This is a genomic window from Ancylomarina euxina (assembly GCF_003863355.1).
Taxonomy (GTDB): domain Bacteria; phylum Bacteroidota; class Bacteroidia; order Bacteroidales; family Marinifilaceae; genus Ancylomarina; species Ancylomarina euxinus.
Map to the genome: position 1 here is coordinate 188,462 of NZ_QQWG01000002.1, position 12,417 is coordinate 200,878.

Below are 12,417 nucleotides of genomic sequence, written 5' to 3' on the forward strand. Positions count from 1 at the left end.
CTATCTCATAACTAAAAAGAAAATATAACAAGATGAAAAATAATATATTCGATTCAAAAGTAGAGCAAGCATTCTACGAATTGTCTGGTGTTGAGGAAATCACCACAAAAATACCTTATGTAGAGGTCGATAATTTCCCAAAACTAGGCTTGATGACCTCACTTCGCTTCTTGGAGTGGGCAGAGCAAAACCCTCAGGGAGTTATTAGTTTACCTACGGGTAAAACACCAGAGTACTTTATTAAATACACCCAGTATCTTCTTGAAAATTGGAGTAATAAGAAAGGACTTGATATTCGAAGTAAATATGGTTTAGGAAGCATGGCTAAACCTGATTTAAGAGGCTTAGAATTTGTTCAGATTGATGAATTCTACCCAATTGATCCGAGTCAGCACAATAGTTTTTACAATTATGTGATGAACTACTATATCAAAGGTTTTGGTCTGGAGAAAGATAATTCTCTTTTAATCAATTCTAATGAGATACCATTGGTTGATAACAAGCATTTTCTAGAAGTATTTCCAGATTATAATATTGATTTATCCTTACGTTACCGCGATCCTAAAAGTGTTGTAGAAGAAATGCAGCAAAAGTCAATCTTCAAGATTGATAACTGGTGTACAGCTTACGAGCAGCAAATACGTGATAAAGGTGGTATCGGATTCTTCTTAGGTGGAATTGGACCTGATGGTCATATTGCCTTCAATACTCGTGGTTCAGACCATTATTCAACAACTCGATTAACTAAAACTAATTTCGAAACACAAGCCGTTGCTGCTGGGGACTTAGGTGGTATCGAAGTATCTAGAAATAGATTGGTTATTACCATTGGTTTGGATACCATTACACATAATCCAGATGCAGTATCAATTATCTTTGCAGCAGGTGAGGCTAAGGCGGATATTGTAAAAGGATCACTGGAAAGCGAACCTGATGCTATTTATCCAGCAAGTGTATTACAACGTCAGAAGAACAGTCGTTTTTATTTAACGACAGGTGCGGCTTGCAAACTAACTGACAGTGTAAATAGATATTACAATTCAGGTGATTGGTCTCATACTAAGACTGAGAAGTCAATCATCGACCTTTGTAATAAAACGAATAAGTATGGTCATCATTTAACTCTGGAAGATTTAAAAGCTGATCCATATACAAGTTTGATTCCTAATCTAAATGAAGGAACCGTTCAGACTGTTATCGACTCGATTAAAGGAAAACTTGATAAGGGAATGAAGCCTGATGAAAATGAAACAATTTATCATACAGGACCTCATCATGATGATATCATGCTGGGAATTATGCCATACACGAATCGTCAAATGCGCTCGGCAAGTAACGATATTCACTTTTCGGTTCTGACTTCAGGTTTTACAGCAGTCACCAATCGTTTTGTAATTGATGTATTGAAAGAATGTCAGGATTTCATTGCAGATGGAAAGATTGAAATGTTGAATTACCCAGACTTTTTTGTAGAAGGGTACAATAAGAAATGGGACAAGGATGTTTATCACTTCTTGAATTCGGTTGCAGCAAGAAATGCAAATGGCAAACGAAGAGGTTTGTGTCATCGTTTAGTTAGAGCTATTGTTGATACTTGGAAAGTTACCGATAAGGAAAACCTGAATGTGACTATAGAAAATATTATTCTCGATCTTGAGTCTTGTTATGATGGAGGTAAAAATTCGCCTGAAGTGCAGAAGATGAAGGGGATGATTCGTGAGTTCGAAGAAGAGCTAGTTTGGGCTCATTTTGGAACTCCTGTGAAGAATGTCCATCATTTACGATTGGGATTCTATAAGGGAGATGTCTTTACTGAAAGCCCGGAAAAGAATCGTGATATGCTTCCTGTTCTCGAAGAATTTAGAAAGTATAAACCAACAACAATCAGTTTAGCGATGGATCCGGAAGGTTCTGGTCCAGACACTCATTATAAAGTGTTACAGGCTATTGCAGGTGCGGTGAAGGAATGGAAAGAGGAAGCAGATCTTTCAAAATTACGTATTATAGGTTATCGAAATGTTTGGTTTAAATACCATCCTGCAGATGCAGATACGATTGTACCTGTTTCATTGAATGCGTTAGATGTTCTTGAAAATTCATTTACAGAATCTTATATGAGCCAAGTGAATGCTTCTTTTCCGAGTTACGAATACGATGGGAAATTTAATGAACTGACACAGAAAGTTTGGGTCGATCAGTTAAAACAAATTCAGATGTTATTGGGTAAGAACTTCTTTTACGAGAATAATCATCCTTTGGTTCGTGCAACACATGGATTAGTATATATGAAAGAAATGTCTGCCGACGAGTTTGTAGCTATGGCTCAGGACTTGGAAAAAGCAGTTGAAGAAAATCCGTTTTAGATCCACACTCTAAAATGGAAAGGGATTGGGGGTGTTTATAGCCTTCAATCCTTTTTTTACTTTTATTCTCTCCCTTAAGACCCAGGACAATTATTCACTCATTAATTCAATTTTCAATGAAAACATATAGCGTAAAACGAATATCTTCCAATCAGTTGACTCTTGATACAGATTTAATTCATCCTGTCTGGGAGCAAGCAAATATCAATTCAGATTTCACATTCCCATGGGAACAACAGACGCCCCCTAAAACCAGCTTCAGAGCTTTGTACGATAATGAGTATTTCTATTTTAGATTTGATGTTGAGGACGATAATGTTTTAACACACGTGAAAGAAGATCATAAGATGGAAGTGGTCGATTCTGATCGTGTTGAGATCTTTTTCAGACAAAATGATAAAATGAATCCTTATTATTGTTTAGAGATGGATGCCCGTGGACGTGTGTTGGATTATGTGACCCGATACTATCGTGTTTTTGATTATGAATGGCAGTGGCCTGGGTTTGATAATCTAAGTGTAAAAGCCTCTGAAAATAACGAGGGCTATATTGTTGAAGGGGCGATAAGTTTATCATCTCTGAAAGACTTAGGTTTATTGAAAGATAATGTTTTGGAAGCTGGTTTATATCGTGGTTATTGCATGAGATTGCCAAATCCTGAAGCGGAATTAAGATGGATATCATGGGTAAATCCTGAAGTTGAGGAACCTGATTTTCATATACCATCTTCTTTTGGTAAGTTAGAGTTGGAGCAATAAAGAATGTTAACTGGACTTGTATTCTAAGTTAGTGAGCAGATGCTTTTGCTTGATAATCATTTAATAGGGCTGGTTCTTTACTGAATTGAAAAGCTTTCGAAAAAACACAAAAAGCATGAAAGATATAACAATAGGAATCGACATTGGTGGAACAAATACTGTTTTTGGATTTATTGATTCTAATGGGAAATCCTGGGGCGAAGGGACTATCCCAACTCAAACACGAGAACGCTTTGAAGACTACCTTAAGGATCTTTTTAAAGCAATCGATCAAACAATAAGAAATTCTAAAGAAGATTTACGTGTTATTGGAGTAGGAATTGGCGCTCCGAATGGAAATTATAGAACTGGAACTATTGACAATGCAGCTAACTTGAGATGGAAAGGTAATCTGGATTTGGCTAAATTGATTGGTGAAGAATTAAAGGTTCCTGTTAAAGTAACTAACGATGCTAACGCGGCTGCTCTGGGGGAAAGAATATTTGGTGGAGCTAAAGATATGTCCGATTTTATGGTCATTACCTTAGGTACTGGATTGGGTAGTGGTATTGTTGTAAATGGAGATTTATTATATGGGCATGATGGTTTTGCCGGAGAAGTAGGACACATTATTGTGCGTCCTGGTGGACGTGAATGTGGCTGTGGACGAAGAGGCTGCTTAGAAACCTATGTTTCCGCAACAGGGGTGAAAAGAACGGCCTACAAAATGTTGGCAAAGCATTTAGGCGAAAGTTCTTTGAGAGATGTGCCATTTAATGGATTAACAGCTAAGATGGTAGCTGATGCGGCAAATAAAGGGGATTTATTGGCTATTGAAATTTTTGCCTATACAGGTAGAATGTTAGGTGAAGCCCTAGCGAATGTTGCTTCGGTAACCAGCCCCAAAGCCATTTTCTTTTTTGGTGGACTGGCTAAAGCTGGGGATTTATTGTTCGATCCCGTTCGTGAAGCAATGGAGAAAAATATTCTGTTCCTTTACAAGGATAAAATTAGCTTACAAGCATCTGAATTAGGTGATGATGCAGCTGTTCTTGGAGCTTCTGCTTTAATTTGGAATGATAAAGCCTAATAGTTTCTTTATAAATGAGCTTGTAAGTTTGATACATAAAATTTTAAAGGATTTTATTTTAAGCCGTTTTAGATCCACACTCTAAAATGGAATAGGGTTGGAGGATTTTATTCCTTCAACCCTTTTTTTAATTTTACAAATTGATTTTTATCTATTCAAGATTTAATATGAATATCTAAAGCCTAAAACAAATACAATCCAATCGACTTACCCTTGATGGAAATACAATGAATCCTATATGTGAAAAGGCTAATATAATGAATGATTTTTCATTTCCATGGGAGGACGAAAGTACTACCTAAAAACAAGTTTTAGGGCTTTATACGATGAGAATTATTTTTATTTCAGATTCGATGTCGAGGATAATAATGTTCTAACCCATGTTAAGGATGATCGTGGAATGGAAATTATTGATTCCGATCGAGCTGAGGTTTTTTTTAGACAAGATGAGACGTTGAATCCTTATTATTGTTTGGAGATGAATGCACGAGGAAGAGTTATAGACTATATAACCCAATATTATCGTGATTTCGATTACGAGTGGCAGTGGCTTGGAACTGAGAATCTCAATATAAAAGGTTCAGAGAACAAGGATGGCTATATCGTAGAAGGATCTATTCGTTTAAGTTCATTAATAGAATTGGGCTTATTGAAAAATAACACTATGGAAGTAAGTTTGTATCGAGGCTATCGTATGAAACTTCCTAAGCCCAAAGCACAATTAAGATGGATTTAGTGGGTAAAGCCGAAAGCAGACAAACCCGATTTTCATATTCCATCTTCATTTGGACTTCTGAAGTTTGAAAATAGACTAGGAATCTAGTCGCCCAAAAAGAACTAGTTTATAAAATAATAAGCGTCTATTTGCCAATAATGGTAAATAGACGCTTATTTCATTTGGTTTTTTATTTAGATCTATTTCATCATACTTCTAATAAATGTTTTTAATGAAATAGCCAATAAACTTATGATATTGAATTTTGCTCAATTTTCATTAATAAATCATAAACTATTGAGACTCCTTGAGTTGAATCAAGTATTGAGTCAGGAGTTACATTTCCTAATGCCTCATTTTCAGTTTCAATCCAATTTAAAAAAATAGCTTTAGTACCAAAGATCGCAATACCTTTTTTTAAGAGTTCCTTCATATGAATAAAGTTTTGTTTTATTGTTCTTAATATAAAATAGGATATAAATACTTGTATTACCTTAGAATACAGAATCAATCGAATTATCTTTTGAAATTATTATTTGTATAAATCATATTTAGAAATAAACGATATAATTCTTTGGGCAAAATAAAAAGGTGAAAATTAATTTCTAGTACTATATTACTAAAAATAGAGTGATTATTCAAGTTAAATTATCAAAATATTCTTTAAAATAAAGTGTTATTTATCTTCTTTTTTTGTGATTAAGTTTGATTTTTCAGAATCTATTTATTTAGGTATGATAAGTTGTTTAGAACTCATCTAAAGAATTTGAATGCCTATTATCGTCTACTTAATTTATCAGTATATATGATTAAGAGTATTTCCTTGACTCTTAAAAGCATCAAAATATATAAGAATTTAGATTAATAAGTATTAACAATATCCCAATTTATTCAATCATGTTAATTTGTTAGTTTGTCCTGTCAGATATCATATTCATCAAATGGGATTGAAATATATTCTTCATATTTAAATAAAAGGCCATAAATTTATATTCCTGAGCAATAGAACTTAAAATGAGATAGCGAAAAATATTTTTATAATGATATTTTACAAGCTATACGATCCTGCAACCTCTCAACCCATTCTGGGCACTATTATCGATGTAACTTTTTTTCAGAAAGAATATGATGAGGCGAAGAAAAGAAAAATATTGGGAAAAAGCTTCAAGACAACTAGTCTCAGATCTAGAATTAGAAGATAAATTTCATTTAAATGGAGATTTAAAAATAAGTTTTGATACAGCTTATTTTATAATGGATGCTTCTAATTTGAATGTTGTTTGGGCTAGCAAGAAGAGTATTGATATTTTAAACCTTCCTCCTGTAGTGCTTGAGGGATATACTTTTCTAGAATACATAGTCAAGAATGTTCATCCTACGGATATTCCCAAAATTGAGACTTATCTTGATCTTGCTCAACAAGAAAAGGATTTTACTTTCTCAGAGATATTAAGTTTAAAACATTCCGATGGATGTTGGAGAGATATTTATATGAATATTGTTGTTGGAACTAGGTACCCTAACAATTTCCCAGAACAATTATTTGGCTGTATCATTGATTTAACGAATCAGTTGAGCAACAGGCCTAAAAGCAAGACTGAATCTCTGGATTTTAAAACAAAAAAAGAATTAGACCTTATATCATCCCTATCCAAACGAGAAATGGAGATACTTAATCTAATTATTAGAGGTTTTACTGATAAGGAAATTGGAGTAGAATTGAATATTAGTTATTATACAGCAGATACGCACAGAAAAAATATTATTAATAAGTTAAAAGTTAAGAATACTGCTTGTTTGGCATATTTTGCAGGAAAAATAGGAATATTCTAGTTTAATAAGAAAGGCTAGATCCGCCGAACTCTTATCTTATTTGATCTATGTAAGATGACTACTCTCTTCGGAAACTCATAAGTTTCCACTTTGTAAAGAAATATATTGTTTGATTGAAGGCTTCTTTATAGATAAGAAACTGTAGAGCAATATCTATAAAAATACCTTTTTTCGGGTATTGAAGTTTATACGAAAGCATAATAAATTTACTCATACGCTCTTAATATTATCTAATGGTAATATTTAAGAATGCATAAGATAATAGGTTCCATTTTATTAAAATGAATGGGACTGAAAGAGCGAAGCTGTGTTTTGCCTCTCTAAACTCGAAAGATTTCCTAGTTAAAATCGAGATGATTTTTATACTAAAATTATAAGCTTTGAAAGTACTCAAACGAAATTATAGGTGGTATGCCATATACACTCGATCCAGATCGGAAAAGAAGTTGTATAAGGAACTCTTAGATAAAGGAGTTGAAAGCTATTTACCCCTAAAAAGAGAAATGAGAGTTTGGAGTGATCGTAAAAAATGGGTGGAAACACCACTGTTTAGTTCTTATGTATTTGTTAGGGTAAGTGAAAGGGAGTATTATGATGCTATTAGTTCACATTGGGCTGTTCGTTATGTGTGTTTCGAAGGACGTGCAATACCTATCCCTGATTCACAAATTGAATCATTAAAACTTTTTCTCGAAGATACAAAAAGAGATGTTGAACTTACTTCTAGAAGTTTGAAAAAAGGAGACCATCTGGAAGTGACAATTGGGCCATTGAAAGGTGTTAGGGGGGAACTTTTACAGCTACGTGGGCAGCATCGTATCGTTATTCGTTTTATTAGTTTGGGTTGTTGTGTTCATGCCGATATTTCATTGGATGAGGTTAAACGACTTAAGACTCCAATAGAAACAACTTACATTGATAATTAACTTGATTTTTTTTTGTTTTTAAATGTTTACAAAGCTGGAATAAGACTGGATATCATTTGGAACAAGCTTGGATAAGACCGATGCTGATATGAAGGGTGCCTCGAGCTATTGGATATTTTGTAGATGCAATAAGTTTCATTAAAAGTCAGAAACCCAATTATGAAATAGGACACTGTTTACTCTTATATATTCTATTTACTAGAATTCAATTCTCATCTAAAATCAATTAGTTCTCACATTTAGCAAAAAAATGTTAACGAAGTCGAAAAGATAGGACTTCTGTTTATTTCAAAATGACTATGGCAAGTATTAAAGATAAACTATTAACTGGACTTGTAGGGCCTGTGATTATTTCTCATCGCTATGGTAAAACCTATATCCGAAGTAAGCCAAGTAGAGTGAAAAACCCACGAACTCCTGGACAGGTGAATCAGCGTGTGAAATTTAAGGCTGCCACTCAGTTTGTGAGTCGGAATTTAGATGAGTTGATAAGACCATATTGGAATCCTGAAGCTCGCAGAAATGCAATGAGCGGACAAAATTTATTCTGTAAACTAAATACACATGCTTTTGATTCTAATGGTTTACCAGATATAACCAGATTGAAGTTAACTACAGGTAATTTGGGCGAAATTAATAATTTGAAGCTTGAGATAGCGGGAAGTACAATTATCCGTTTTATTTGGGATAATAATTCACGTGATAAGAAAACTAGTGAAGAGAATCAGTTCAAACTCTTCGGGATGAATTTAGATTTAGTTGTAAAAGAATTACCCTGTGATGCTATACGTGAGAATGAAACTTTTGTTTTGGATTTTAAGAAATATACTTTTTCATATTTATTCTGTTTTTTCTGGAATCCACAATTGCAATTAGCCTCTAAAAGCGAGTGGATTGACTGTACATGATAGTATGGAATTTTATACGAAGTTGTTTGAGGCAGAATTTTGAGAGAGAGAGAAAGTATTAATCCTAATTAATGATACCTACTATGGAAAAGAACTCATATCAAATAGAGATTAATAAACTTATTGAAGTTGGAAATTTTATCTATAAACAACTGGGACACGGTTGTCAAGAGCATGTCTACAAGGAGGTTCTTGAACTCGAATTGGAGTTAAGGAATATTCCTTATTCATTTAGAATAAAAGAGCATGAAAATGTTCCAGATGAAAGAAAACAGATTGTGTGTTTTGATAAAATTATTGTAGGATTAGATACACATTCATTCTTATCCGAAGAACAAGAAAATACTTTCATGAAGAGCTTAGAGGATATTGATTCACCTATAGGCTTACTTTTTAATTTTGGATACAAGAACCTTCAGTTTATAAAAGTTGGTGGACAGTGTGTCTTGCAGTAAGTTTCGAATGAGAACTAATTGGATAAAATGGTTGGATTGAATTTACCAATAAGGCTCTAAGCCGCACAAAATTTAACTGCATATAGAATAAGATCACTAAAGATCTCATTGTTTCACATTAAAAAGAAATGCTATGATAGATAATAAGGAAGTGAAGGAGAAAATACTTCAATACATTCTTGGAGCAACATCTTCGGTTGAAAATGAAATTAAGGATGATACATTACTTTTTGAGGAAGGGCTTTTTGACTCAATGGGTCTTTTATTTCTAATTGACTTTATAAGAGATGAGTTTCAAGTTGAAACTAAAGATGATGAATTAGTTGTTGAAAATTTTGCATCTATAAATAGCATCTCGGCCTTTATCATAAATAAAATAGAATTAACAGAATCGAATGATTCGAAGAAATTGGTCATTATTCATAAATAATATGTGTGGTATAGCTGGCTTTTATCCTTGTTTTGATAGGGATAACTCTATAAACGTTTTAAGGAGTATGCTAACTCGTATAAAACACAGAGGTCCTGATCAAAGTGGCATTTTGCTAACCAATGAAATTGGTTTAGGGAGCGTTCGTTTGAGCATCCTGGATCTTGACAATGGACGTATGCCTTTATCTAACCAAGATGCTTCTCAATGGATTGTTTTTAATGGAGAGATATTTAATCACCTTGAATTAAAGAAGGATCTTGAAAGTAAAGGACATGTTTTTAAAACGACAACTGATACTGAAGTTGTTTTGCATTTATATGAAGAATATGGGGTTGATTCATTAAATAAGTTGAATGGTCAGTTTGCTATTGCTATTTGGGATATATCTAAAAAAGAGTTATTCCTTGCTAGAGATAGGGTTGGAATAAGACCTTTATTCTATTCAAAAGTAAATAATGGAATTGTGTTCGCTTCAGAAATGAAAGCTCTGTTTGAGCACCCCAGCATTGAAGCTCAAATTTCACCATTGGCGTTAACACAGATCTTCACTTTTTGGACGACCTTATCTCCACTCACAATTTTTAAGGATATTTTAGAAGTTCAACCTGGTCATTACATTCTAGCAAATTCAAATGGGATCAATGAGGTGAAATATTGGGAATTACCTCTTTGTAAACGTCATGAATATAAAAATGGGACTTTAAAAGAGGCAATTAATGAATTTAAAGAGCTTTTTTCGGATGCTGTTAAGATAAGATTAAGGGCAGATGTTACCGTCGGAGCCTACTTGAGTGGTGGTCTTGATTCTAGTATTACAACTTCATTTATCAAGGATAATAATCAAGAGCGTTTACAAACATTTTCCTTGGGATTTACTGATAAGGAATTTGATGAATCGGATTTTCAAAATGAAGCTGTTGAGTTTTTTCAAACTAATCACAAAAGCATTAAGTGTGAGAACAATGATATAGCAAAGATATTTTCGGATATTATATGGCATTTGGAAACACCAATATTAAGAAGTTCTCCATCACCAATGGCTATGTTGTCCAAATTAGTGAGAAAGAATGATATAAAAGTTGTCATAACCGGAGAAGGTGCTGATGAATTGTTGGGAGGATATAATATTTTTAAAGAGGCACTAATTAGACAGTTTTGGGCTAAATACCCTAAATCCAAGTACCGTCCTTTATTATTGAAGCGATTATATCCTTATATGTCACAATTAAATGGAGCAAGAGCTTTAAATCTATTTTTCTCATACAAACTAACCGAAACAGACTCTTTAGTGTACTCTCATCTACTAAGGTGGAACAACACATCCCGAATTAAAAAATATTTTTCTGAAGATGTAAAAACTGAGTTAAATGGTTACCATCCTATCGATGAATTAGAAAGTACTTTAGTCGAAAAATTTAAGGATGTAGATCTGTTGTCTCGCGCTCAGTGGTTAGAAATCAAGCTGTTTATGTCAGGTTATTTATTGTCATCTCAAGGAGATCGAATGGCAATGGCAAATTCGGTAGAAGGTAGATATCCATTTTTAGATCATCGGGTGATTGAGTTTTGTATGAAACTGCCTTCGAGTTATAAGATTAGGTGTTTGGATGAGAAAGTATTGTTGAAAAAAATGATGGTAGGGAAGTTACCTGAGACAATACTCAATAGACCTAAACAAGCCTATAGAGCTCCTACTATAAATAATTTGAATTCTACCTATTTCAACAATATGTTGTCTGAGAAACAAATAACATCAGCAGGTTTTTTTAATTACGAAATGGTTGAAAAACTTGTTCTCAAAATGAAATCCAATAATAATATTTCGGAAGTCGATAAAATGGCTTATATGGGAATTTTGTCAACCCAAATTTTGGATGATTTATTTGTAAAGAAACATAGAGCCGATTTGAAAAAATCGGATTTAATTGATTGTAAATTAATTCTGTTGAATTAAAAAAAAATCTTGATATGGAACTAAAAACTAAATCATTTTCAAAAGAAATATTAAATCTTGAAAATATCGAATTGGTTTGTGACGAAATTTGCCAAAAGCTTAGGTTAGATATTAAGACAAAACTTAAACGTAGAGGAGCAGTTGTGGGTATAAGTGGTGGTATTGATTCATCGGTTGTGCTTGCTCTTGCAACTCGTGCTTTAGGTAAAGAGAATGTGATTGGAATTTTGTTGCCAGAAAGAGATTCAAGTCCTGATAGTTTGATGCTAGCACAGAAGTTAGCCCATAAATTTGGTGTAAGAACTTTTGTTGAAGATATCACACCAGTTCTTGAAGGGTTTGGGTGCTATAAGCGTAGGGACGAAGCTGTAGCAAATGTTTTTTCAGAGTTTAATCCTATCGAGGATAAAGCGAAGATTGAAATTAAACAAACGATCGCTCAAAATATTCCTAATGTATTTTCATTGACTATTGTTAAGTCTAATGGATTTCATATCAGCACTTTATTACCTTCCAAAGAATACTTGCAAATTGTGGCAGCTACGAATTTTAAGCAACGTAGCAGAATGTCAATGTTGTATTATTATGCTGAAAGTCTTCATTATTCTGTGGTAGGCACGCCAAATAAACATGAGGTAGAGCAAGGATTTTTCGTGAAGTATGGTGATGGTGGAGCGGATGTTATGCCAATTGGGCATCTTTATAAAACACAAGTATATCAATTAGCAGAATATTTAGGAGTACCTCAACAGATTATTGAACGAACACCAACAACAGATACTTACAGTGCAGAGCAAACCCAGGAAGAATTCTTTTACCAAATGCCATTCCATGAAATGGATCTTTTATGGTATGCGTGGGAGAATGATTATAAGGCAGAAGAGGTTGCCTTAGTTTTAAATAAAGAGAGTAAAGAAATTCAAAATATCTTCAAGAATTTTGAACGAAAGCAGAAAACAACAGAATACCTTCGATTACCTCCTATTTTCTAGTTTGCTTAATT

12 protein-coding genes are annotated in these 12,417 nt (G+C 33.6%); 11 read left to right on the plus strand and 1 reads right to left on the minus strand.

Features of this window, described 5'->3' with window-relative positions:
* Positions 1–32: 32 nt before the first annotated feature.
* The 4 genes from DWB61_RS02970 (at position 33) to DWB61_RS02985 (ending at position 4,926) form a co-directional block, all read left to right on the plus strand.
* A complete protein-coding gene (locus DWB61_RS02970; protein ID WP_125029406.1) occupies positions 33–2,363 on the plus strand; it encodes a glucosamine-6-phosphate isomerase in 2,331 nt (776 codons plus the stop codon).
* 116 nt (positions 2,364–2,479) lie between these two features.
* On the plus strand, positions 2,480–3,121 hold the full coding sequence (locus DWB61_RS02975; RefSeq protein ID WP_125029407.1) for a carbohydrate-binding family 9-like protein: 642 nt from the start codon (positions 2,480–2,482) through the stop codon (positions 3,119–3,121).
* A gap of 115 nt (positions 3,122–3,236) precedes the next feature.
* Positions 3,237–4,190: an ROK family protein gene (locus DWB61_RS02980; RefSeq protein WP_125029408.1), complete on the plus strand. Its 954-nt coding sequence runs from the start codon at positions 3,237–3,239 to the stop codon at positions 4,188–4,190.
* 277 nt (positions 4,191–4,467) lie between these two features.
* The gene (locus DWB61_RS02985) at positions 4,468–4,926 is read left to right on the plus strand and encodes a sugar-binding protein (RefSeq protein WP_125029409.1); all 459 of its coding nucleotides are present in this window, start codon (positions 4,468–4,470) and stop codon (positions 4,924–4,926) included.
* 229 nt (positions 4,927–5,155) lie between these two features.
* Here DWB61_RS02985 and DWB61_RS02990 read toward each other — a convergent pair whose 3' ends face one another.
* Complete coding sequence (locus tag DWB61_RS02990; RefSeq protein WP_125029410.1) at positions 5,156–5,338, minus strand: MbcA/ParS/Xre antitoxin family protein; 183 nt, start codon at positions 5,336–5,338, stop codon at positions 5,156–5,158.
* Between the two features lie 695 nt (positions 5,339–6,033).
* On the opposite strand from DWB61_RS02990, the gene DWB61_RS02995 reads away from it, so the two are divergent.
* The 7 genes from DWB61_RS02995 (at position 6,034) to nadE (ending at position 12,406) form a co-directional block, all read left to right on the plus strand.
* Positions 6,034–6,738 carry a response regulator transcription factor gene (locus DWB61_RS02995; RefSeq protein WP_158614356.1) on the plus strand — a complete coding sequence of 235 codons (705 nt, stop codon included), beginning with the start codon at positions 6,034–6,036 and terminating at the stop codon, positions 6,736–6,738.
* A gap of 380 nt (positions 6,739–7,118) precedes the next feature.
* Complete coding sequence (locus tag DWB61_RS03000) at positions 7,119–7,664, plus strand: UpxY family transcription antiterminator (RefSeq protein ID WP_125029412.1); 546 nt, start codon at positions 7,119–7,121, stop codon at positions 7,662–7,664.
* Between the two features lie 299 nt (positions 7,665–7,963).
* A complete protein-coding gene (locus DWB61_RS03005; RefSeq protein WP_125029413.1) occupies positions 7,964–8,572 on the plus strand; it encodes a DUF6266 family protein in 609 nt (202 codons plus the stop codon).
* Between the two features lie 83 nt (positions 8,573–8,655).
* Positions 8,656–9,027, plus strand: coding sequence for a GxxExxY protein (locus tag DWB61_RS03010; RefSeq protein WP_158614357.1), 372 nt, complete (start codon positions 8,656–8,658; stop codon positions 9,025–9,027).
* A 133-nt stretch (positions 9,028–9,160) separates the two neighbouring features.
* Positions 9,161–9,457, plus strand: a complete 297-nt coding sequence (locus DWB61_RS03015) for an acyl carrier protein (RefSeq protein ID WP_125029415.1) — start codon at positions 9,161–9,163, stop codon at positions 9,455–9,457.
* The gene (gene asnB, locus DWB61_RS03020; protein WP_197091156.1) at positions 9,423–11,414 is read left to right on the plus strand and encodes an asparagine synthase (glutamine-hydrolyzing); all 1,992 of its coding nucleotides are present in this window, start codon (positions 9,423–9,425) and stop codon (positions 11,412–11,414) included. The genes DWB61_RS03015 and asnB overlap by 35 nt, the downstream gene beginning before the upstream one ends.
* A 14-nt stretch (positions 11,415–11,428) precedes the next feature.
* Complete coding sequence (nadE, locus tag DWB61_RS03025) at positions 11,429–12,406, plus strand: NAD(+) synthase (protein WP_125029416.1); 978 nt, start codon at positions 11,429–11,431, stop codon at positions 12,404–12,406.
* The last annotated feature ends 11 nt before the right edge of the window (positions 12,407–12,417 follow it).

Coding starts and splice junctions, on each gene's coding strand:
- DWB61_RS02975 (WP_125029407.1), top strand. CDS start 2,480: ATGAAAACATATAGCGTAAAACGAATATCTTCCAATCAGTTGACTCTT.
- nadE (WP_125029416.1), top strand. CDS start 11,429: ATGGAACTAAAAACTAAATCATTTTCAAAAGAAATATTAAATCTTGAA.
- DWB61_RS02970 (WP_125029406.1), top strand. CDS start 33: ATGAAAAATAATATATTCGATTCAAAAGTAGAGCAAGCATTCTACGAA.
- DWB61_RS02980 (WP_125029408.1), top strand. CDS start 3,237: ATGAAAGATATAACAATAGGAATCGACATTGGTGGAACAAATACTGTT.
- DWB61_RS03015 (WP_125029415.1), top strand. CDS start 9,161: ATGATAGATAATAAGGAAGTGAAGGAGAAAATACTTCAATACATTCTT.
- DWB61_RS02985 (WP_125029409.1), top strand. CDS start 4,468: ATGGGAGGACGAAAGTACTACCTAAAAACAAGTTTTAGGGCTTTATAC.
- asnB (WP_197091156.1), top strand. CDS start 9,423: ATGATTCGAAGAAATTGGTCATTATTCATAAATAATATGTGTGGTATA.
- DWB61_RS03005 (WP_125029413.1), top strand. CDS start 7,964: ATGGCAAGTATTAAAGATAAACTATTAACTGGACTTGTAGGGCCTGTG.
- DWB61_RS02990 (WP_125029410.1), bottom strand. CDS start 5,338: ATGAAGGAACTCTTAAAAAAAGGTATTGCGATCTTTGGTACTAAAGCT.
- DWB61_RS02995 (WP_158614356.1), top strand. CDS start 6,034: ATGAGGCGAAGAAAAGAAAAATATTGGGAAAAAGCTTCAAGACAACTA.
- DWB61_RS03010 (WP_158614357.1), top strand. CDS start 8,656: ATGGAAAAGAACTCATATCAAATAGAGATTAATAAACTTATTGAAGTT.